This is a genomic window from Nonomuraea sp. NPDC005692 (assembly GCF_040631115.1).
In the GTDB taxonomy this organism is placed as follows: domain Bacteria; phylum Actinomycetota; class Actinomycetes; order Streptosporangiales; family Streptosporangiaceae; genus Nonomuraea.
Genome location: NZ_JBEXYU010000024.1, coordinates 138,502 through 159,191, shown reverse-complemented (window position 1 = coordinate 159,191; position 20,690 = coordinate 138,502). Strand labels below are relative to the sequence as shown.

Here is a 20,690-nt window from a genome sequence, read left to right as displayed (position 1 = left end):
GACTCCCTGATCCTGTGCATCCGGCAGGGCCGCCGGCACGGGCCCTGCCGGATGCCTTCCGTCAGTTGCAGGGGCTGGAGGACCAGGTGATGTAGCCGCTGAGCCTGCCCCAGGTCGAGACCGAACCATCGCAGAACTGCGTCCTGACGCCCACCAGGTTGGTGCGCGCGGCGTCGGAGAAGTACTGGGTGTTGCACAGGTAGCCGGCCGGGCAGGCAGGGACGGCCTGCGCGGCGGCCGGGATGGTGGCGAGCGTGGCGGCGGCCAGGACCGCGACGGCCAGTACGCGACGGATCATGGATCGTCCTTCCTGATTCGCAGGGAAACGGGGGGAATCAGCTACAGGGTGTCGGACCAGTCCGGATGTACGGTGTGCACGCCCCTCCTGAGCGCGAAGCAGCACAAAGGTTCCACGGCTTCATGGGCAGCCCAGCCGGTGATCGAAATGATCCGTCGCATGGAATGAAAACGCAAGGGGCACTCATCTCCGTGGCGCAGCCCCTGAGCGGTACGTCGTTCTGCTCAGCCCTCTCGTGAACCGGCGAGCAGGTGACCGGTCTCGGTGCGCCGATAGACCACGCGCCGACCGGCCCGCGTGCCGACGACGAGGTCCGCATCGCGCAGGACGGCCAGGTGGCCGCCCACGGTGCCAAGCGACAGGCCGAGGTGTGCGGCGAGTTCGCTGCTCGTCGCGGGGTGTTCGAGTTCGAGGAGGATGGCCGCTCGACCGGCACCGATGAGCCGCTCCAGCGACCGCGCGCGCGGGGAACGCGCCGCGCCGTCGGCGGACCCGCGGGCCGGGTAGACCAGTGCGTACGACGTCGGCGGCGCCTCGCACAGCCACGTGCCGCTGCTCAGCACACTGACCGGGACGAACAGCATGCCCTCGTCGCCGACGACCCGGTCGGGGGAGGCCTGGTCGCTGAAGCGGATGGCGTCATCGCCGACCCAGGCACTGCGGCGGCTCATGTGCTGCAGCGCGCGCGGCCACCCGTAGGCGGCCAGCAACCCCGCCCGGTAGGTGACGTCGCGTTCCAGCAGTGCCCGCCGGCGCGGCCAGTCGGGGGCCACGTGAGCCTCCCACACGTACGTGAGCAGGTCGGCGGTACGGGCCGCCCAGCCGCGTCCGGTCAGCCAGCCCAGGTCGTGCTGCTTCCAGCTGTGCGCCACCGACTCCTCCAGCTCGGCTCGCACCTCCGCGTCGGACACCTGGACGACCGACGCGAGCTCGCTTTCCAGAGTGGTACGCATGCCGCCTGCCGGCGGGATCACCACGTGGCTCGGCAGCCACTTGGTCGAGCTCAGTAATCTGACCAGGCCCTCGGCGAAGGGGTCCGCCTCCAGGACGGCGCGGAACGCGCCGCGGTGGAGGCGATGCCAGGAGGCCAGCCACGGATCGGTGCAGGGCTTGCCGAGCACCATCAGCGATCCCAGCGTCTCGGCGAGCGGGGACAGCGCGAACCGGGACCGCGAAAGGGCCAGAGTGCTCAACCGCAACAGCGTCATCTTTCGCCTCCTGCCGAAACGTTAGTGTGCGATCCGGGACGTCTGCAGACTCCTGCCATGCTCTCAGCCCTCCTGCGACAGACAGATTTCCGCTGGTTCCTCTCCGCGCAGGCGGTGTCGCTGCTGGGCAGTTCGATGGCGCCGGTGGCGCTGGCGTTCGGGGTTCTGGACGCCTCGGGCAACACCGGCGACCTCGGCGTCGTCCTGACCGCCTACATGGTGCCGCTGCTCGCCTTTCTCCTGGTGGGCGGGGCCGTCGCCGATCGCCTCCCGCGCCGGACGGTTCTGCTGGCCGCCCACCTGGGCTCAGCCCTCACCCAGGGCGGCGTCGCCGCTCTGCTGCTCACCGGGAGGTACGCGCTGCTGCCGGTGGCCGCGCTGGGGTTACTCAACGGGGCTCTCGCCGCGTTCACCACGCCGGCCCTGCGTGGCATCGTGCCCCAGCTTGTCCCCAGGGACCGGCTACTGCAGGCGAACGCCCTGCTGGGGTCGGTGCGAAACGCCACGAAGATCCTCGGGCCGAGCCTGTCCGGGATCGCGGTCGCCGTCGTCGGCGGCGGCCCCGCCATCGCCTTCGACGCACTGACCTACCTCCTCGCCGCGGGATGCCTGGCCCGCCTGTCCCTCGCCGCTGCGCCGACCTCGCCGCGGCCCTCCTCCGGGATGTCGGCCGACATCCGCGACGGCTGGACCGAGTTCCGCCGCATCCGCTGGGTGTGGACGGTGTCCGTGTGCTTCTGCGTGGTCAACCTGGTGCAGGTCGGCACCTGGCAGATCCTGGGGCCCGTACTGACCAGGCAGCTCAGCGGCGAGGAGACCTGGGGGTTCGTGCTCAGCGCCCGCGGCGTCGGCATGCTGGTCATGAGCGCGCTGGTCTACCGGCTGGTGGTCAGGCACCTGCTGCGGCTGGGCCAGCTGATGAGCGCGCTCGGCGCGATCCCCCTGCTAGCGCTCGGTGCGCACCTGGACGCCCCCTGGCTGATCGCGGTCGCCTTCGTGGCCGGACTGGGCTCCTCGGTCGCGACCGTCAGCTGGGAGACCTCACTGCAGGAGCACGTTCCCGCACACATGCTCTCGCGCGTCTCGTCCTACGACGACCTGCTGTCCTACATCGCGATCCCCGTCGGCCAGCTGGGCGTGGGACTGCTCGCCGACAGGTTCGACGGCTACCAGGTGGCCGCGACCGCCGGCATCGTCTACGCCGCGGCGGCCGTCCTCCCGCTGCTTTCCGCCGCCGTACGCCGGCTCCCGCACGCCCAGGACGACCACGCCCGCAGCGGCCGGCGCAGCCGCCGGCCGAACACCGCCAACCTCCAGACGCCCGAACCACCGTGACACCATGGGCACCGTGATCTCCGCGGATGAGCTTGTCAGCCGAAAGCTGCTCCAGGTGACGGTGTCCTGGCACACCCATCCCAGCGATGACCAAGCCTCGCTGCTGCACATGTGGTTGCACATGAGCGATCTCGGTCCGGTTCGCTTCCACACCGCCCCCGACGACTCGCTCGAGCTGACGCTCCATCAACCACACAACTCCTATGACATGGACGAGTACGGCCAGGTCACCGTCGGTCCCGCCGCAGAGCACTTTCTGATGAGCCGATTCATCGGCCAGTCGATCCGAGCCGTTCACCGCATCATCGACCACCAGATCGAGGTCGAGATCGGCCTGCGGCTCGAACTCGATCACGGTGAGGTGCGCATCCTCAACCTGGCCGACGAACTGGTCATCACCGACACTGCTCTGCCGGACGCGCTCGACACCCACTCACCGACGATGATCGGACTGCAAAGATCAGCCGAGCGTGAACGTCCTGGCGTGGACACGGCGCCGGCTGGGAGGGTGGACCTCATGATGGAAGACTTGCGGGACGCCGAGCGCCGACTCCAGGCCGCGCAGCTTGCTGGAGATGTCGAGGCGCTGGATCGGCTGCTGGATGATCGGCTGATCTTCACCTTCGGTGCGAACGTTGCGACCAAGGCGGACGACCTGGAGCTGCACCGCACTCGGACGCAGGTGATGACGAGGGTGGCCGAGGAGGAGCTGACCGTGCTCGCCGATGGGCGCACCGGGGTGACGTGGTTTCTCGGCACCGTCGAAGGCACCGTCTCCGGCACGCCGTTCGCGGCCAGAATGCGCTACACCCGTACTTGGCTGTACGACGAGACACACGGCTGGCGAATCATCGCCGTGCACGCCGGCACGACCGATTGACACCGAAGAACCTTCAGTTCGCGTGAAATCCGGGCCCGAGGCTCGGGAAGCTGCGATGAGCCCCAAAGTAACTGCGTGCAACCGTGGTGACGGTGTGCTCGCAGAAATGCGAGGCGGGTGATCACGCGGTGGGCGAAGGTGTGCCCGAAGGTCGCGTTTCGCAGATCATCCTGGTGCCCGAGCTGCTTCAGGTAGCGGTCCCGGCCGGGCGGCGGACCGCGGTGGCATGTCGCGGCCGGATGCACGCGAGTCTTCTCGGAGAAGCCCTCCATGCGGATGAAGGTACGCCCTGGAGGCAGCGCCGGCGTTGTGCCGGACATCCGGTCGGCCGCGCCGGGGCGGGCGGTGGTGTTCTGCGTGCCCGAGCTGAAGCGGCCCGCGCGCAACGCCGCCGAGCTGATGACGTCGGCCGGCCGGTTGCCGGCGACCGGGATTCGTTGGCGCTGCCGACCGGGCCGTACAAGCTCAGGATGTCCTCGGGGAAGAACGAGGGGAAGCCACCGTCGGTGGCTCGCTGTGCCGCGCGTTGGCCGAGGCCGATCAGCGCCATGAGCAGCCTGATGCCGGTGAGCTCGCGCAATCGTTCGGTGCCTGGACAGCCCGCCCTGCGGGAGCGGGGATGCGGGGCCTCATCGAAGGTCGTCTCCCGCGTCGCCGGGCTCATGGAGGTGGTCGGGAAGGGAGCAGTGCCGGGAGGGGTGTGCGGCCAGATGGGCCAGTCGCGCCTTCGACGCCTCGTCCGCAGGTGCGTAGATGACCATGCGGGCCTCTGGTACACCGGTCACAGTAAGAGTGGTGGTGGTCAGATGCAGATCGCCGACTTCGGCGTAGCGGAGGATCTTGATGTGAGGCCCGGGAGAGGCCACGTCGTGAGCGCTCCAGATCCGGGCGAAGTCGGAACTGCGTTCCGACAGGCGGTGGACGAAACCGGTCCAGGCAGGGTCGGACAGGTGACGTCCGAACGCCGCACGCAGCATGGCCACCATGGGCCTGACCTCCGCCATGGGGTCGACGAAGGGGTTGCAGCACGGCGGGCTCGTGAAGTGCTCCCAGACGGCGTTTCGGCACGAGGCGGCGCTGAAGGAGGGAAACAGTCCGTTGAAGGTGCTGTTCCAGGCGAGCAGATCGAACCGGCTGGAATACACCGCTGCCGCGAACGGATTCAGTGTGTCCAGAACGAGCTGTATCTGCGGTTCCAGCGACTCGCGTTCCTCAAGGGTCGGCAGTGAAGGCACGCCCGCCAACCGGTAGAGGTGTTCGCGTTCGGCGTGGTCGAGTCGAAGGGTGCGTGCGATTGCGTTCAGCACCTGCACGCTGGGGTTGATCGGCCGCCCCTGCTCCAGCCACGTGTACCAGGTCACGCCGACCCCCGCCAGCAGCGCGACCTCCTCCCGACGCAGACCGGGGGTGCGCCGCCGGATCCCCGGCGGCAGCCCCACATCCTGAGGAGTGATGCGTTCGCGTCTGCTGCGCAGGAACGTCGCCAGCTCGCTGCGCAGCTGTGACTGGAGACCGTGAGACGACACCTCCCCTTCCTGCCGGCAAAGGCCATGTTCTGCCAGGTAGTCCCACTACCAGCATGAAGGGACCCTGCCGCTGGACGGGGCCGACCAGCACGCTCGGTTCCCATGACTACTCTCACCACACCGGCTCCGACCAGGCGGCGAGCAGCCGGCCGGCTGCTCGCCGTGCTGCTGATCGGCCAGTTCATGGCGGTTCTGGACGCCACCATCGTGACCGTCGCCGCTCCCACCATGCAGGTTGACCTGGGGGCCTCCGGTGCCGCACTGCAACTCATCGTCGCCGGCTACACCATCGTGTACGCGATGCTGCTCATCACCGGGGCGCGACTGGGCCGCCGGTTCGGCCATCGACGCCTGTTCCAGACCGGCCTGGCCGTATTCACCGGGGCGTCGCTGGCCTGCGGGCTGGCGGCCACGGCCGGGCAACTCATCGCCTTCCGCCTGGTGCAGGGCGCCGGGGCGGCGATGCTGGTACCGCAGGTGCTCAGCCTCATCCAGCTCACCGTCGACGGCACCGCCCGTGCCCGGGCTTTCAGCGTGTACTCCACCGTCCTGTCGGGCGCGTCGGTCGCCGGCCAGATCGTGGGCGGTGTCGTCACCAGCACGAACATCGCGGGTACCGGCTGGCGTCCGATCTTCCTGCTCAACGTGCCGCTCGGCCTGGCGCTGCTGGTGGCAGGGGCATGGCTGCTGCCTTCCAACCGTCCCGAGGCGGCCACCGGCCTCGACGTGGGTGGTCTGCTGACGCTCTCACCCGCTGTGCTGCTGCTGGTGACTCCGCTGGTGCTCGGGCATCAACTGGGCTGGCCCGTCTGGGGATGGGCGATGCTCGCCGGCAGCGCCGTCTTCTTCGGCCTGTTCGTCGCAGCTCAGCGGCGTGCTACCGCACCGCTGGTCCCGGCTCCGGTGTTGCGAGCTCCCGGGCTGGCGGTCGCCGCCGCTGCGATCTTCTCGATGATGGCGGGCCATGCGGGCTTCCTGTTCACCATGGCGATCTACCTGCAAGATGGCCTCGGCCTGTCCCCACTGCGGGCGAGCCTGGCCTTCGTACTGTCATCAGTCGGCTTCGGCGCCGCAAGCCTGAACTGGCGGCGCGTTCCCGCCCGCTTCCACCGCCGCATGATCCCTGCCGGCCTGCTGCTCTCGGCCCTGGGATACCTGAGCGTGGCCGTGGTCACCGCGGACTCGGGGCTCCCCGGCATCGGCTACCGGGTGGCCGTCACCGTGGCCGGCATCGGCATGGGGCTGGCCTTCAGCCCCGCCCTCAACGCGGCGTTGACCCGTGTCGCGCCGACGGACGCGGCGAACGCCAGCGGTTTGATGTCGACCGTGACCCAGCTCGGCCAGGTCGCCGGCATCGCCGGCCTCGGAGCCGTCTTCCTGGCCCTCCACGTCCCGTCCCGATCGGCGGCGGGCCGCCGCCACGGTCACCAACGTCAGTGTGGCGGCACTGGTCCTGCTGTCAGCGGTGTTCGCCGCGTTCCTCCCGACCAGAAACTCAGGCCGGTAGAGAAGCCGCATCGACCAGATCAGCCACCAGCGGGCGTGAACGCTTCCCACCAGGCGGCAACGCCAGCGGATGGTGGAGTCCCGCTCGGACACAGCTCACCCGCCGGCCAGAAGACCTGCTTGTCCTCATCCACTGTCCGGGACCGCACCCCGCTGAGTGAGGAAGAAGTTCGCTGCCATCATCGGAGTATGACGATCGCTGCGATCTACGCTGATTTCGCCGCGCGCGAGGCGCACGGTGTGTCGCCCACGTACGAACGCCTGGCAGCTGCGGTGACGCGGGATCTCGACCTCCTGGCTCTGCTCGCCGGGCTTCCGCCGGCCAAGTGGCAGCCGAACCTGCTGTTCGGCGTGGTCCGGTTGCTCGGGGGGCCGGTGGACGATCCGGCCGCGTTCCACGAGTACACGGTGGCGAACTGGCCCGTGATCGAGGCGGAGATGCGCACCCGGACCACACAGACGAACGAGGCCGGACGGTGTGCCGTCCTGCTGCCGGTGCTCAGCGCGCTCCCGCAGCCGCTCGCGCTGCTGGAGGTCGGCGCGTCCGCCGGGCTGTGCCTCTATCCCGACCGGTACGCCTACCGCTACGGCGATCACACGGTCGGCTCCGGTGACCCGGTCGTCGCCTGCACGCCGGCCAATCTGACGCCGCCGACCAGCCTGCCCCAGGTGGTGTGGCGGGCCGGCCTGGACCTGAACCCGCTCGACGTGACCGACCCCACGGATCTGGCCTGGCTCGACGCCCTCGTCTGGCCCGAACACACGCACCGCCGCGCCAGACTGCGGGCGGCCGCGGCCGTCGTCGCAGCCGACCCGCCGCTGCTCGTACGGGGCGACCTGGTGGACGACCTGCCGGCCCTGGCTGCGCAGTGCCCGCTCGATGCGACGCTGGTGGTGTTCCACAGCTCGGTGCTGTACCACGTGCCGATGCCACGACGGGTGGCGTTCGCCGAGGCGGTACGCGGGCTACCCGGACACTGGATCGCGAACGAGGCCCCCGACGTGCTGCCCTACGACACGCTCCCGACGCCGCCGGGCGAGACGCTCCACAACGTGCTCGCGCTGGACGGGCAGCCGCTCGCCTGGACCCGCACGCACGGCCAGGCGATCACCTGGTTCGCGTGATACGAGGGGACGCCCGCATGGACGAGCTCTGGGCCGGCCGTCCCATGATCGTCGCTGCGCCTGCGCTCTGCCACGCTGACCACGAGGTCCCGAAGATCCTCCGGCACGACTGACGCGGGCCGCGCCTCAGCACATCGACGGGATGCAGGTGAACGGGTTGTCCATCGGGGTCGGCAGCTGTGGCTGGGTGGTCTGCCGCGGCGGCTCGCGCGTGGGCTCCGGCGGGTTCTCCGTGTTCCGGGCCGGCGTCGGCTGGGGTACTGAGCCGTCGTCGACGGGGCTGCTCACCGCGTCGCCCGTCCTGGTCGGCCGGGTCACGGGGGCCGAGCTCCTGGGCCGGGCCCGCGGCGTGGCCGGCGGGGACGACGTCCGCCGCGGGGTGCTCTTGACCTGCTGCGGCGAGGCGGTGGCCGCGGTCGAGGCCGCGGTCGAGGCCGAGGCCGAGGCAGGGGCCGGGGCCGGGGCGATGGTGGTGCCCGACGACGAGGAAACGACCGACCCGATCGTGGCCGGGGGCGGCGGGGGCCGGTCGTCCACGGTGATCAGCACGCCGCCCGTGACGAGCAGCGCCACGGTCGCGGCGGCGGCCGCCGCAAGCAGCGCGCGCCGCCGCCCCCGACCGGCCTGACGCTCCGGCGGCGGGGGAGACCCGGCGGCCGGTTCCGGTACGAACTCGCGCGAGGTCAGCCCGGTGACCAGGTCGTCGGCGCTCGGCCGCGCGGCCGGGTCCTTCGACAGGCCGGCGGTGACGAGCCGGAGCAGGACGCCGTCCAGCCCGCGGACGGCCGGCTGCTCGTTCAGGATGCGGTTGATCACGGCCGGGGTGGAGTCGGCGCCGAACGCGGGCCGCCCCGAAGCGGCGAACACCATGGTGACGGCCCAGGCGAAGACGTCGGCCGCGGCCGTCACCTGCCCGCCGCCGATCTGCTCGGGCGCCAGATAGGACGGCGTGCCCATCAGCGGACCCGTCGAGGTGTTGCCCGGCGCGTCCAGGGCCCGGGCGATGCCGAAGTCGATCACGACCGGGCCCTCAGGCCCCATGAGGATGTTGGCCGGCTTGAAGTCACGGTGCAGCACCCCGGCCCGGTGGATGGCGGCCAGCGCGGCGGCGGTGCTGATCGCCAGCCGCTCCAGGGCGGCCCCCTGTCGTGGTCCCTCGGTGGCGACCAGGTCGCGCAGCGAGGGGCCGGGCACGTACTCGCTGACGATGTAGGGCCGCCGGCCCGCCAGGTCGGCGTGGAGCACGGGCGCGGTGGAGAACCTGGCCACCCGCCTGGCGATCTCCACCTCGCGCAGGAACCTGGCGCGCGCGCCGGGATCGGTCAGCAGGCCATGGTGGAGCAGCTTGACGGCCACCTGCCGGCCGGAGGGCGCGCGTCCCAGATAGACGACGCCCTGGCCGCCCTCGCCGAGCCGGGCGACGAGGTCGTACGGACCCAGCGTGCGCGGATCTTCCTCCACCAGCTGGTCCACTCGGCCCCCTGGAACACATGAACGGACAGGACGAAAGGTGCTGCGATGATGCCTGTTCTCAGGCCGGCAGGCCGCTCGGGTTGGCGTCGGCGACGAGGCCGAGAACGATGTCGTGCTCCAGCAGCGCCTTGAGGGCGCTGATCAGGAACGTGAAGCCGCCGGTGGAGTCGGTTACGTGGTGGACGAGCTCGTCGCCGGTGCCGGTGAACCCCGTTTCGGTGACTTGGACGTAGGTGGTGTCGTCGGGCATGGGGACGAAACGGAACTCGACTGTGGTGGGGGCGTCGGGAGTGTAGTTGCCCCAGGTGAAGCGGATCCGACGGTTTTCGTCCACCTCTTCGACCGAGGCTTGAGTCGACGCCCCGTACATCTCCCATTCCCAGGTCAGCTCGGCGCCCGGGGTCATCATCCCGCTGCTCTTGGTGTACCAGATCTTGCTCGTTATGACGGGGTCCACGATGGCCTGGAACACCTCGCGGGCGGGGCGGCGGATGAGCATGCCGACCTTCACCGAGGGGATCGTGGTGAGCTCGAGCGTTCGTGCGGACATGTGCTGGGTCTCCTATCGCGGTCCGGCGGTACACGGTCAACGTGTCAGGAAGGCATGTAACGCGGTGATCAGTGCGGCCGGATTGTCCTCCTGGACGTTGTGCCCGGCGTCCGGCACGACCACGAGCTCGCCGTCCGGAACGCGCGCGACCAGGCGTTCGGCGGTGGCCTGGGAGAGCACTCTGCTGCGTCCGCCGCGCACGAGCAGTACCGGCGTCCTGCTCAGCTGGGCGGGCAGCCGATCGATGGCCGCCAGGATGGCGGGGAAGTCCGGAGGCCGCGGATCTCCCTTCGGCACCCAGCCGCCGCCGGGTGCAGGGCGGAACAGCGTGCTCATGCGGTAGGCGACGCTGGCCCGGTTGGCGCGTGGATTGACCCGCATCGCGGCCTCGACCACGGTCTCCAGCTCCCGCACCGGGCCGAGCCCGCTGATGAACGACCGCACCCGCCAGGTGCTGTCGAAGTCCACGCCGGGCGCGACATCGATGAGCGCCAGCCGCTCCACCCGACCGGGACGCTCATCGGCGACGTGGGCCGCGACGACGCCGCCCAGAGACATGCCGACCAGCCGGACCCGGTCGAAGCCGAGGTGATCGGCCGCGGCGACGACGTCGGCCGCAAGGGTGCCGACGCGGTAGTCGCCGGACCAGCCGCTCTCGCCGTGACCTCGCAGGTCCAGCGCGATCAGCCGGGCGGCGCCGCGCAGGCCGAGGCAGACGAAGTCCCACGTGTGCGCGGTCAACGCGCCACCGTGCAACAGCAGCACCGGAGGTCCCGTTCCGCCCCAGTCGAATCCGTGCAGCCGGCAGCCCGCACGGGAGAAGTGGATCTCGCGGGGCGGAGCCGGATCGTCGATCTTGACGCCCAGTGTCGCCGCCAGCTCGGTCATCGCCGGAATCGCGAAGTGTCCCTGCACGCGCCACCTCCCTTACCTTGAGGCCCCAAGGTAAGGGCAGCTGCCTTGACCAGTCAAGGTAAGGTGGACGCGTGCCCACCCGAGTACGACGTCAGCCCGAGGATGCCAAGCGGCTGATCCTCGAGGCGGCGAGCAGGCTGCTCGCCGCGGGCGGCCCTGCCGCCGTGCAGGTGCGCGCCGTCGCCGCGGAGGTCGGCGTGTCCGACGCCGCGGTCAACCACCACTTCGGCACGCGTGAACGGCTGCTGGAGTCGCTGCTGCGATTCGGCGGGGCCAAACTGAAGGCCGAACTGCACACCGTGCTCGACACGTGGGCCGATGCCCCGATCGATCCCGCCGAGCTGGTGCGCACGTTGTCCGCGCTGTACGCGGGTGGTTATGCCGAACTGGCGCTGGCGCTGCACCGTTCCGGCTGGCGGGACGCCGGCAGCGGAATGCTGGACGAGGTGGTGGACCGGCTGCACGCCCAGGCGCGGCGGCAGTGCGCGGCCGGCGGGCGAACGCCGCCGTCACGCGAGGCGATCCAGCTGATCGTGTGTGCACTGCACCAAGCGGTCGCGACGGAGCCGCTGTTCGGCGACGAGTTCCGCCGGAGCGTCGGACTGGACGACAGCGCCCGGGATCGTCTGCTCGACTGGTGGATCGAGACCCTGCGCGCGACCCTCGCCGGACAGCGCTAGTCGTTCATCGGTTCCGCTGGGCCATCGCGGCGATTCCGTCGAGCAGGGCACGCAGGCCGAGCTCGAACGCGCGCACCGCGGCCTCGGCCGCGCTGCGGTCAAGGCCGCCGTTCCGCCAGGTCCGTTCGATCGCCGGGTATCGCGCCGAGTCGAAGAAGGTCTCCCAGAACTCCTGACGGGCGGCCCACCAGTCGTCGTCGGACAGGCCGCTGAGCCGCTCGGCATGGGCGTGTTCGGCAAGGGTGGCGGTCGCGGCGTCGACGAAGGTGACGATGGAGTCGCTCGCCGCGGACACCTCGGCGGCGGACAACCCGGTCTTGGACAGAGCGGCCAGGAGGAAGTCGGCCCTGGCCAGCAAACCGGGACCGAGGGGCGGTCGGACGGTCGACACCAAGCGCAGCCACGGGTGACGTTCGTGCAGGGCCATGTTCTGCTGCGCGTAGTGCTCGATCTGGTCCCGCCAGGGGCCCGATCGCGTCAGGTCGAGTTCCTGCCAGGCGGAATCCACCATCAGGTCGACCAGTTCGGCCTTGCCGGGCACGTGGGTGTAGAGCGTCATCGTGCCGACGCCGAGGGAGGCGGCGAGCCGGTCCATGGTCATGGCGGCCAGCCCTTCCCGGTCCGCCAGCGCCATGGCCGCACCCACGATCTTGTCGAGGGACACCTTGGGCGGCCGGCCGCGGCCCGATCGAGCCTGCGGGGCGCGCCAGAGCAGGCGCAAGGTCTCCCGAGGGTCTCCACCACCGCTGCGTTCCATCAAGCCTCCCCTTTCCGTAGATCGTACGGTAATCTTTATCCGTAGGGCGTACGGAAATGGAGGACGGGCGTGCGAGTACTGGTGACCGGGGCAACGGGGAACGTCGGGCGGCACGTGACAGCCGGCCTGGTCGAGGCCCACATTCAGGTATCGGCCCTGACCAGGGACCCGGCCAGGGCGCGACTGCCCGCAGCCGAGGTCGTCCAGGGAGATCTCACCAGGCCGGACAGCGTGCCGTTCGACGGCGTGGACCGGATGTTCCTCTTCCCGGAGCCGTCGACGGCGAAGGAGATCGTCGAACGCGCCAAGCAGGCCGGCGTGCAGCGGATCGTCGTGCTCTCGTCGGGGGCGGTGAGCGGCGGTTTCGACACGACCTTCCATCCGCCGGTCGAGCAGGCCGTTCAGGAGTCCGGTCTGGAGTGGACCCATCTCCGGCCGGGCGAGTTCGCCGCCAACAAGCTTTCGCTGTGGGGGCCGTCGATCCGGGCCGAGCGGCTGGTGCGGGACGCGAACCCGGACGCGGCCTGGTTTCCCGTGCACGAGCGGGATGTCGCCGATGTGGCGCTGAAGGCCCTGTTGGAGGAGGGGCATCACGGCAAGGCGTACGACATCAACGGTCCAGAGTTGATCAGCTTGCGCGCCCAGGTCGAAGCCATCGCCGACGCGCTCGGTGAAGAGGTCAGGTTCGAGGAGGTCACTCCGGCGCAGGCGCGCGAGATCTACCTGAAGATCGGAGGATTCGCTGCCGAGGCTGCGGATTTCCTGCTGGGCTTCACCGACTACGACGGCAATCCGGCCGATCCGGCCGACAGCGTGGACTTCGATCCGAGCACCTTGGGCCCGTTGCCCACAGCGCAGTCCGTGACGGGCAGCCCGCCACGGACGTTCGCGCAGTGGGCGCGGGATCATGTCCAGGACTTCCGATAGGAGATTCTTCACGGTTCAGGGTGATCGGAGCGGCTGTCCCGTCCAGTCGAGCGACGCGGACGTGGCGGCCGGCCACCTGGAAGAAGCGCAGTCATGACGGCGGCCCTGCCCGCATCTCCTGACCGGCACTCGGCGAGAACGCTCGCCGGAGAGTACGGTGTCGGGTGAGTGTCTAGGGTTCCGCCGCCCGGCCCGGTTCATGCGGGCCCGGCGGGCCTGGTCCGAGCGATACCGCCGGCGGCTCCGATGGCCACCGGTCAACTGAAGGGACAAAAGCCTGGAGGTCGTGGTTCCCGCGAGCGCGGGAGCCGGAAGGGCCTCCCGGTGTGTCCGACCGTTGTGCTGTGCATCCAGCATCTGCCCAGTGAGATCTCGCGGCAGAGCGCCTCGACTCTCGAGCTGCCTACCGGCCTCATCCCCACGCTGGTGACCGCTTCAGTGCTGGCCTTCGCTCTGGCCTGGCTGTCGTCGGTGGGCGGCGTGGGTGGCGGCGTGCTGACGCTGATCGCGTTCACCGCCCTGTTCGGTCTTCAGGTGGCCCTGCCCACCCTCACGCTGACTCAACTGGCCGGCAACGGCGGTCGCGTCTGGTTCAACCGGCGCGCGGTCCAGTGGCGGCTCGTCAAGTGGTACGCCCTGGGCGCCATCCCCTTCGCCCTGGCCGGAGGTCTCCTGCTGCCCTATGTGCCGGTCGAACCGCTCAAGCGCGTTCTCGGCGCGTTTCTCATCGTCACCGTCTTCTGGCGGCGATTCCGGCCGGCGCGCGCGGTACCGGCCGACAAGACGTTCGCCGCCATCGGCGCCGGTTGCGGACTCGCCTCAGCCCTGTTCGGGGCGGCAGGGCCGCTCGCGGCTCCGTTCTTCCTCGCCAAGGGCATCATCGGCAGCGCGTACATCGGCACCGAAGCTGCTGCCTCCCTGATCGTTCATCTGACCAAGATCGTCGCTTATGGCGCGGGCAGCCTGCTGTCCGTCCATGTGCTCCAGCTCGGTTTGGCCCTGACCCCGGCCATTGTCGCCGGAGCGTGGCTGGGCAAGGCGACCGTCGCTCGGATGAACGCCCGCGCGTTCGTGCTGGTCATCGAGGCTGGGATGCTCGTCGCGGCGATCCTGTTGCTGGCCGGGATCTGAGCCGGGGCTCGCGACCGGCCTTCCTGACGGGCTCGTCGATCAGCGTCACGATGCCCTCCAGGAGGCGGTGGAGCCCGAACTCGAACAGCGTGTCCAGGTCGAGCGAGTGGAGGGGGACGACTGCGAGATTCGGGAACGCCGTTTCGCCTGAAGGCCCCATCAGCGCCGGTGTGCCGCGGGCGTCCATCCACTGCTCGTCGGTGATCCCCGAGTGAGCCGCGGCCGCGGCCTCGGATTCCAGGTTCGCGGCCACCCCTCGGACGAACGCGGCCACGGAGACATGGATGTGCAGGCTTGTGGCCGGGTCCAGGCCGAGTCCGTCCAGGGCGCGCATCATCCACTCGCTGTGGACCATCGCGCGGGGAGCGAGCAGGGGGCGGGTGAAGGAAATGGCCTGAGCCAGCCACGGGTGACGCTGGTACATGGCCCACTGCTGCCTGGCTGCCGTCTCCAGGCGGTGGCGCCATCCGGGCGGCAAGGGCTCCGGGAGCGGGAACTCGCCGAAGGCGGCGTCGGCCATGAGCAGGATCAGCTGCTCTCTGCTGGATACGTGGCGGTAGAGGGCCATGGTGGTGACGTCCAATTCGGCGGCGAGGCGGCGCATGGACAGCGCGGCCAGCCCTTCGGCGTCGGCGATGGCCAGCCCCGCACCGACGATCCGGCCCCGGTCCAAGGACGCCGTCCGACGTCTGCGATCGTGCGGAGCCCGCGTGGGGAGGCCTGTGGTGTCGACGACCGTGCCGACTCCGGGAACCGGCCGGGCCAGGCCGGCCTGCCGCAGGGCGGTCAGCACCTTGGTGGCGGTGGCCATGGCGACGCCGAATTCCCGGACGATCTGCCGCGTGGAGGGCAGCAGGTCACCGGGGCGGAGCTCGCCGCTGTCAACGCGTCGGCGCAGTTCGGTGGCGATGCGCAGGAAGGGCGGATCAGTGGAGGGCTCGGCAGGGCTCATCACAGGACTCCCTCCAACGGGCCGCACTAGTGCACCGAACCGCAAGTCGGCCGTTGCTCCACCTGTATTGAGCTGTACTAGTGCGCGCTTGGTCGTCGGTGCCACCTCAGTCTACGGTGCACACATCGAGCCGGGACCCGCCTGCTCGGAGACTGACACGATCGGAGCACCGAGATGCCGAGCGCGCCCCCCACCCCGGTACGCGCAGCACTGGAACTGGACGGACGCCACCTGTCCTACCTCGACTACGGTGGCCACGGCAGGCCGCTGCTGGCCCTGCACGGGCATCTCGACCAGGGCATGACGTGGAGCGGCCTGGCGGCCGAGCTGGGCCCGCGCTGGCGGGTCATCGCGCCCGACCAGCGAGGGCACGGCGAGTCGGACCGAGCTGCGGACTACTCCCGCGAGGGGTACGTCGCCGACCTCGCGGCCTTGCTGGACCATCTGGACGTCGGTCCGGTCGTGGCTCTGGGCCACTCCCTCGGCGGCCTGAACGCCTACCAGCTCGCCGCCCGTCACCCGGCTTTGGTCCGCGCCCTGGTCATCGAGGAGATCGGTGCTGTCGTCTCAGGTCCGAGTCGTCTGGACTTCGTGCTGTCCAGTCCGTACGAGGCCGCCACTCGCGACGAGCTGGTCGCCGGGCTCGGCGCAGCGGGTCCGATGTTCGCGGACCTCCTTCGGCAACTCCCCGACGGCACCTGGCGCCTGCCGTTCCATCCCCACGACACGGTCGAGTCGGAACGGTCCAACTGGGGGGACCACTGGGCCGACTGGCTGGCGTCCGACGTCCCCGCGCTGCTGCTGGTGGGTCGGGACAGCCCGATCACCAGCGGGCAGGCGCAGGAGATGGCCGAGCGGCGGCCGCACACCCGGCTGGTCACCCTCCAGGGCGACCACTTCGTCCACGTCCAGGACCCGGCGGGTTTCATCGGCGCGATCCAGGACTTCCTGCGAATGCTCGACGTCACCGCAGTCACGGGGGAGGGGTGACGGCGCGTTCGAAGGGCGCGGCGCAGGCGCGCAGGCTTTCGCCCTGGTTCAGCTGCCTGGCGATGCGCCACCGATGGGCCTCGGCCTGACAAGCAGCGGGCGGCATGGACAGCACGCCGACCTCCGCATCCGGGACGGCGACGTCCACCAGCACCGGCGGGATCTCATCCAGCAGCGCCTGGCGCGCCTCCAACGAGATCACCCGATCGGCCACGGCGTCCTTCAGCTTGTGCCGGGCCTGACCCTCGCGGGCCGAGACCGCCTGGTCGAATCGTCCAGCAACGTCACTACGCCCGTCCGGATCACCCCCGAGGAAATCAGGTGCTCACACGCCGGCCGGAACGACAAGCTAGGCGAGTCATGCTCCATCGCCCGTGCCGGCAGGAACCCCTCCAGCTCCTTGCGCTCCAGCTTCCCCGCGTAACCGCTCCACCGCGGTAGGGGCCTTCGCTGTTCCTGTCGTCGGGAGCGGTGGGATGTGTCAGCCGACGTCCAGGCCCGGAGGGCAGTCGACGGGCTCGGAGGTGCCGTCGGCGTGCTCGACCTGGCAGCCGGTCTCCGTGCCGCCGAACGGGCTGAAATGTCCGGAGAAGGCGGCGAAGAGGGCCAGGCCGACGGCGGCGGCGATGAGCCCGATGACGATGCCGCCGTAACCGCCGCCGACGCCGACGTCACCGGCGGGCGCGGCCTTCGTCGGGTCCTGCGGGTCGTACAGGACGTCGGTCTCCCTGCCGATGCCCAGCTGCGACTCGGCCCAGGACTCGACGGTCACCTCCCGCCCTTCCACGGTCGTGAAGGCCAGCACCGGACGCCGGCTCGCCCGCAGATGCTCGCCGCGTCCGGTGAACGTGGTGGCCACGTCGGTGACCACGCCCGGCACCCGCCGCGCCTCGCGGACGAACCGCCTGCCGTGCACGATCCCCCTGACCGACACCAGCGCGATCACAGCGCCGAACGCCACGAACAGCAAGGGCAGGTACTCGAAGACTTGCTCCACGGCGGCCCCCTTGGAATCGGCAACACCCGGACAACGATCGAACCCGGCGCATGGTTCGCGGCGCTGCGGGGGAGTGCCGGGCCGGCGTCTTGCAATGAATACCTCGATATCGTAATATCCGAAATCGTGAAGTACGAATCCGTACCACCGAACCGGTCGGCGCTGCTGGCCCTGCAGCGCGCCACGCACGTCACCCTGCACCTGATCTCCACTGAACTCGTCGACCTCGACCTGACCGCCTCCGAGATCAACGCGCTGGCCAACCTCGCCGACGGTCATGCCCGCACCGTCTCCCAGCTGGGGGCCGCGGTCGGGGCCCGCCCCACGACGCTGACCAGCGTGCTCGACCGGCTGGAACGCCGCGGTCACATCACCCGCGGCACGCGCGCCGGCGACCGCCGCTCGGTGCTCATCGAACTGACCGACTCCGGGCGCGCGGCGTCCGCCGTCATCACCCGGACCCTGACCGACGTCGAGAACCGCGCGCTGGAGGGACTGCCCGCCGAAGCGGTCGCCGGCTTCCATGCCGTTCTGAACGCACTGATCAAGGAAGGGTCATGACCACACGCGACCACGACGACTCCTCGCCGTTCACCGAGTTGATGGGGGAGGTGATGGCGACCGCCGAGCGGTTCGGGCACCGCCAGCACGTCCAGCTGACCTGGCTGGCCGTCCGCCGCTACGGCACCACAGCGGCGGTCGACCTGGTCAGCGACGGCATCCAGCGCACCGCCCGCTACGCGGGCGCGCCGCAGAAGTACAACGCCACCGTCAGCCGGGCCTGGGTCGAACTGGTGGGCCACCACGCCGGACAGTCGGACACCGCCGACTTCGACGCGTTCGCCGGTCAGAACCCCGCGTTGCTCGACAAGAAGCTGCTCACCCGCTTCTATCGGTCATCGACGCTGGCAAGCGACCCGGCCAGGACCGGCTGGGTCGAGCCGGACCTCACTCCATTCCCCTGGCAGCAAGCCGTCGGGTGAGACGGAACCAGCTCTCGCCCCTGTCCGCCGATCTGGTCGGCCTGGGGTCAGGCAGCGCCCGCGATGTCCTGACACGCCACGCATCGGCAGGTAAGCAGCTGTTCGTCACTGGGCCGAGCGGTCGAGATATCGGCGCAGGGCTTCTCGCCCGCCTGGAACGAAGGGCCCTCGATCGACCACCCTCCGCAGGTCGGGCTCCGCGAGCCAAGAATGCCAAGCGATCTCGGACGGATCCGGAACCAACGGCTCGGCGACCAAAGCCTCGTGCACCCCGAACCAGACAGGGCTGATCCCGTCCTGGCACAGGAACTTGAACAGAAAGCGGACCGGGACGCCGACACTCAGTTCCTCGACCAGTTCGCGGGCCGCCGCGTCCTCATACGATTCGCCCACGCCCACGGCGCCGCCGACCATCACGTCATAGTGGCAGGGAAAGCGAACATGCCCCTCGGCTCGGCGCAGCACGAGGATCCACCCCGTCGGATCGCGGCAGATCGTCGTCGCGATGCGATGCATCCACCGCCGGCGCACCGCCTCCGCGCGCTCCACGACTCCCAGCACGCGGTCCTGTTCATCCACCCGCTCGACCAGCTCACCCATGCGGCACACGCTCGCAGACGCCACCGACAACCTGGCTTGGCTCCCGCCTCGACTCAGCGCCACACCCCACCCAGGCGTTGGGTTACGGCAGGCTGCCATCCGCGACACGGCGGGTGACCTCTTCCCAGCCGCGGATCACCCGCCGCTTGCCGTCCTGGATGGAGGACCAATGCGTGCGGGTCACAAGCTTCCCGGCTCACCCGCTCGGGCACATCCCGTTCAGGTAGCAGCCACCGAAAGGTCTGCCCCTCGACGATCCCGTCGATCCGGTCGAGGCTGAGGCTTCCGGTCATGATCCCGGCGTGGCGCCAATGCCAAGCTGCGGCCGGATAGAGCCGACGGCCGGAACGAGTCCCAAGTCCTCCTCGCAAGACGTGGGCCGACTGGGCCGTGCAGTCAGCGGCCGCTCGCTGGCTGCACGGCCTCCTGGCTGTTCGCCCGGACGCCCCTCGGCGTCCGGGCCGCGGTCAGCCACAGGCCGGTGAACACCGCGCAGGCCAGCGTCACGGCACCCGCCACGAGGAAGGCGCTGTTGAGGCCGGACTCGAAGGAGGCTCCGCCGGACTCCCGCGTGTGAACGATCGCCCCGAGCACCGCCACGCCGAGCACCGCGCCGATCTGCCGGGTGGTGCTGCTGACGCCCGAGGCGAGGCCGCCCTCCTGCGGGCTGACCGCCTGGATGGCGGCCCCGGTCAGCGGCGACATGGTGAGGGCGAACCCGATGCCGACGACCGCCAGCCGCCACCACACGTTCCCGTAGCCGGTGTCGGCGTGGACGAAGCCCAGCGCCAGCAGCCCCAGCCCGGCCAGCGCCAGGCCGATGCCGGCGACGACACGGAAGCCGTACCTGGCCGCGAGCCGGCCCGCGTACGGGCTGACGATCACCATGGCCAGCGAGACGGGCAGGGTCTGCAGCCCGGCGACCAGGATCGAAGTCCCCTGGACGTAGACGAAGAACTGGGAGAAGAAGAACGACGACCCCATCAGCGCGAACCCGACCACGACCATCGCCGTGTTGGACACCGTGAACAGCCGCTGACGAAACAGCCGCAGCGGCAGCATCGGCATCGACACACGGCCCTCGACCACGACGAACGCGGCCAGGAGCAGCAGCCCGGCGGCGAAGCTGCCCAGGATCACCGGCGAGGTCCAGCCTCGGGAACCGCCCTCGATCAGGCCGTAGGTCACGGCGCCCACGCCCGCGGCGGACAGGACCGTGCCGGGGACGTCGATCGGCGGCGCGCTCGGGTTGCGGGACTCTCCCAGCATGCGCAGCCCGGCCAGCAGCAGGACCGCCCCGATGGGCACGTTGACCAGGAAGATGGCGGGCCAGCCGAAGGATTCCGCCAGGATCCCGCCCGCCAGCGGTCCGGCGGCCAGGCCGATGCCGCTGAACCCGGCCCACAACCCGATCGCCCTGACGCGCTCTTTCGGGGCGGGGTACGCGGCGACCAGCAGTGCCAGCGAGGCGGGGCTCAGCGCCGCGGCCCCGACGCCCTGCAGCACCCGTCCGGCGATCAGCCAGCCGATCGAGGGCGCGAGTGCACACACCACCGATGCGGCCGTGAACACCACCACCCCGGCCAGGAACACCCGCCTGCGGCCGAAGCGGTCGGCGAAGACGCCGCCCGACAGCAGCAGCATGGCCACCAGCAGCACGTAGGCGTCGACGATCCACTGCAGGCCGGTCAGCCCGGTGTGCAGCCGCTCCTGCATGTCGGGCAGCGCGGCGCCGACGATCGTGTTGTCGAGCAGGACCATGAACTGACCCGCGCAGGTCAGGGTGAGCAACAGTTTCACGTACATCTCTCCTAAAAGCAGTTAGTGACTGCGTTAACGTAGACCCTCGCAGGCTCT

Annotated in this window: 21 protein-coding genes; 9 read left to right on the top strand and 12 right to left on the bottom strand. The window is 70.1% G+C overall.

Features of this window, described 5'->3' with window-relative positions:
- Positions 1–61: 61 nt before the first annotated feature.
- Together ABZ459_RS36690 and ABZ459_RS36685 are read right to left on the bottom strand one after the other, a co-directional pair.
- Positions 62–298, bottom strand: coding sequence for a DUF6289 family protein (locus tag ABZ459_RS36690; RefSeq protein ID WP_357980381.1), 237 nt, complete (start codon positions 296–298; stop codon positions 62–64).
- Between the two features lie 224 nt (positions 299–522).
- A complete protein-coding gene (locus tag ABZ459_RS36685; RefSeq protein WP_357980378.1) occupies positions 523–1,506 on the bottom strand; it encodes a winged helix-turn-helix domain-containing protein in 984 nt (327 codons plus the stop codon).
- A gap of 57 nt (positions 1,507–1,563) precedes the next feature.
- On the opposite strand from ABZ459_RS36685, the gene ABZ459_RS36680 reads away from it, so the two are divergent.
- Together ABZ459_RS36680 and ABZ459_RS36675 are read left to right on the top strand one after the other, a co-directional pair.
- Complete coding sequence (locus tag ABZ459_RS36680; RefSeq protein ID WP_357980375.1) at positions 1,564–2,841, top strand: MFS transporter; 1,278 nt, start codon at positions 1,564–1,566, stop codon at positions 2,839–2,841.
- A 4-nt stretch (positions 2,842–2,845) separates the two neighbouring features.
- Entirely contained in the window at positions 2,846–3,721 is an 876-nt protein-coding gene (locus tag ABZ459_RS36675; protein ID WP_357980372.1) for a nuclear transport factor 2 family protein, read from the top strand.
- A 629-nt stretch (positions 3,722–4,350) separates the two neighbouring features.
- On the opposite strand, the gene ABZ459_RS36670 is transcribed toward ABZ459_RS36675, so the two are convergent.
- The gene (locus ABZ459_RS36670) at positions 4,351–5,247 is read right to left on the bottom strand and encodes a helix-turn-helix transcriptional regulator (RefSeq protein ID WP_357980369.1); all 897 of its coding nucleotides are present in this window, start codon (positions 5,245–5,247) and stop codon (positions 4,351–4,353) included.
- A 102-nt stretch (positions 5,248–5,349) separates the two neighbouring features.
- Here ABZ459_RS36670 and ABZ459_RS36665 point away from each other — a divergent pair, with 102 nt between their 5' ends.
- Positions 5,350–7,878, top strand: a complete 2,529-nt coding sequence (locus tag ABZ459_RS36665) for an MFS transporter (protein WP_357980366.1) — start codon at positions 5,350–5,352, stop codon at positions 7,876–7,878.
- Positions 7,879–8,004: 126 nt separating this feature from the next.
- On the opposite strand, the gene ABZ459_RS36660 is transcribed toward ABZ459_RS36665, so the two are convergent.
- The 3 genes from ABZ459_RS36660 to ABZ459_RS36650 are packed head-to-tail and all read right to left on the bottom strand — an operon-like array spanning position 8,005 to position 10,816.
- The gene (locus ABZ459_RS36660; RefSeq protein ID WP_357980363.1) at positions 8,005–9,351 is read right to left on the bottom strand and encodes a serine/threonine-protein kinase; all 1,347 of its coding nucleotides are present in this window, start codon (positions 9,349–9,351) and stop codon (positions 8,005–8,007) included.
- 58 nt (positions 9,352–9,409) lie between these two features.
- Complete coding sequence (locus ABZ459_RS36655) at positions 9,410–9,901, bottom strand: SRPBCC family protein (protein ID WP_357980360.1); 492 nt, start codon at positions 9,899–9,901, stop codon at positions 9,410–9,412.
- A gap of 36 nt (positions 9,902–9,937) precedes the next feature.
- Entirely contained in the window at positions 9,938–10,816 is an 879-nt protein-coding gene (locus ABZ459_RS36650) for an alpha/beta hydrolase (RefSeq protein ID WP_357980357.1), read from the bottom strand.
- Between the two features lie 71 nt (positions 10,817–10,887).
- Here ABZ459_RS36650 and ABZ459_RS36645 point away from each other — a divergent pair, with 71 nt between their 5' ends.
- Positions 10,888–11,496, top strand: coding sequence for a TetR/AcrR family transcriptional regulator (locus ABZ459_RS36645; RefSeq protein ID WP_357980354.1), 609 nt, complete (start codon positions 10,888–10,890; stop codon positions 11,494–11,496).
- 4 nt (positions 11,497–11,500) lie between these two features.
- Here ABZ459_RS36645 and ABZ459_RS36640 read toward each other — a convergent pair whose 3' ends face one another.
- Positions 11,501–12,253: a TetR/AcrR family transcriptional regulator gene (locus tag ABZ459_RS36640; protein WP_357980351.1), complete on the bottom strand. Its 753-nt coding sequence runs from the start codon at positions 12,251–12,253 to the stop codon at positions 11,501–11,503.
- Positions 12,254–12,322: 69 nt separating this feature from the next.
- Between ABZ459_RS36640 and ABZ459_RS36635 the strand changes: the two genes are divergently transcribed.
- On the top strand, positions 12,323–13,180 hold the full coding sequence (locus tag ABZ459_RS36635) for an NAD(P)H-binding protein (RefSeq protein ID WP_357980348.1): 858 nt from the start codon (positions 12,323–12,325) through the stop codon (positions 13,178–13,180).
- Between the two features lie 339 nt (positions 13,181–13,519).
- Positions 13,520–14,311 (top strand): sulfite exporter TauE/SafE family protein, encoded by a 792-nt coding sequence (locus ABZ459_RS36630; RefSeq protein ID WP_357980344.1) that lies wholly within the window; start codon positions 13,520–13,522, stop codon positions 14,309–14,311.
- On the opposite strand, the gene ABZ459_RS36625 is transcribed toward ABZ459_RS36630, so the two are convergent.
- Positions 14,259–15,263: a TetR/AcrR family transcriptional regulator C-terminal domain-containing protein gene (locus tag ABZ459_RS36625; RefSeq protein ID WP_357980341.1), complete on the bottom strand. Its 1,005-nt coding sequence runs from the start codon at positions 15,261–15,263 to the stop codon at positions 14,259–14,261. The two genes, ABZ459_RS36630 and ABZ459_RS36625, sit on opposite strands and share 53 nt — an antisense overlap.
- Positions 15,264–15,437: 174 nt before the next feature.
- Between ABZ459_RS36625 and ABZ459_RS36620 the strand changes: the two genes are divergently transcribed.
- Complete coding sequence (locus ABZ459_RS36620; protein ID WP_357980338.1) at positions 15,438–16,253, top strand: alpha/beta hydrolase; 816 nt, start codon at positions 15,438–15,440, stop codon at positions 16,251–16,253.
- On the opposite strand, the gene ABZ459_RS36615 is transcribed toward ABZ459_RS36620, so the two are convergent.
- Both ABZ459_RS36615 and ABZ459_RS36610 read right to left on the bottom strand, forming a co-directional pair.
- Positions 16,237–16,467 (bottom strand): hypothetical protein, encoded by a 231-nt coding sequence (locus tag ABZ459_RS36615; RefSeq protein WP_357980335.1) that lies wholly within the window; start codon positions 16,465–16,467, stop codon positions 16,237–16,239. The genes ABZ459_RS36620 and ABZ459_RS36615 overlap by 17 nt on opposite strands.
- Positions 16,468–16,734: 267 nt before the next feature.
- On the bottom strand, positions 16,735–17,250 hold the full coding sequence (locus ABZ459_RS36610; protein ID WP_357980332.1) for a DUF3592 domain-containing protein: 516 nt from the start codon (positions 17,248–17,250) through the stop codon (positions 16,735–16,737).
- 126 nt (positions 17,251–17,376) lie between these two features.
- Between ABZ459_RS36610 and ABZ459_RS36605 the strand changes: the two genes are divergently transcribed.
- Together ABZ459_RS36605 and ABZ459_RS36600 are read left to right on the top strand one after the other, a co-directional pair.
- Positions 17,377–17,811 carry a MarR family transcriptional regulator gene (locus ABZ459_RS36605; protein ID WP_357980329.1) on the top strand — a complete coding sequence of 145 codons (435 nt, stop codon included), beginning with the start codon at positions 17,377–17,379 and terminating at the stop codon, positions 17,809–17,811.
- A complete protein-coding gene (locus ABZ459_RS36600; protein ID WP_357980326.1) occupies positions 17,808–18,233 on the top strand; it encodes a hypothetical protein in 426 nt (141 codons plus the stop codon). The genes ABZ459_RS36605 and ABZ459_RS36600 overlap by 4 nt, the downstream gene beginning before the upstream one ends.
- A gap of 105 nt (positions 18,234–18,338) precedes the next feature.
- Here ABZ459_RS36600 and ABZ459_RS36595 read toward each other — a convergent pair whose 3' ends face one another.
- Together ABZ459_RS36595 and ABZ459_RS36590 are read right to left on the bottom strand one after the other, a co-directional pair.
- Positions 18,339–18,833, bottom strand: coding sequence for an NUDIX domain-containing protein (locus ABZ459_RS36595; RefSeq protein WP_357980322.1), 495 nt, complete (start codon positions 18,831–18,833; stop codon positions 18,339–18,341).
- Between the two features lie 396 nt (positions 18,834–19,229).
- The gene (locus ABZ459_RS36590) at positions 19,230–20,633 is read right to left on the bottom strand and encodes an MFS transporter (protein WP_357980319.1); all 1,404 of its coding nucleotides are present in this window, start codon (positions 20,631–20,633) and stop codon (positions 19,230–19,232) included.
- Between the last annotated feature and the right edge of the window lie 57 nt (positions 20,634–20,690).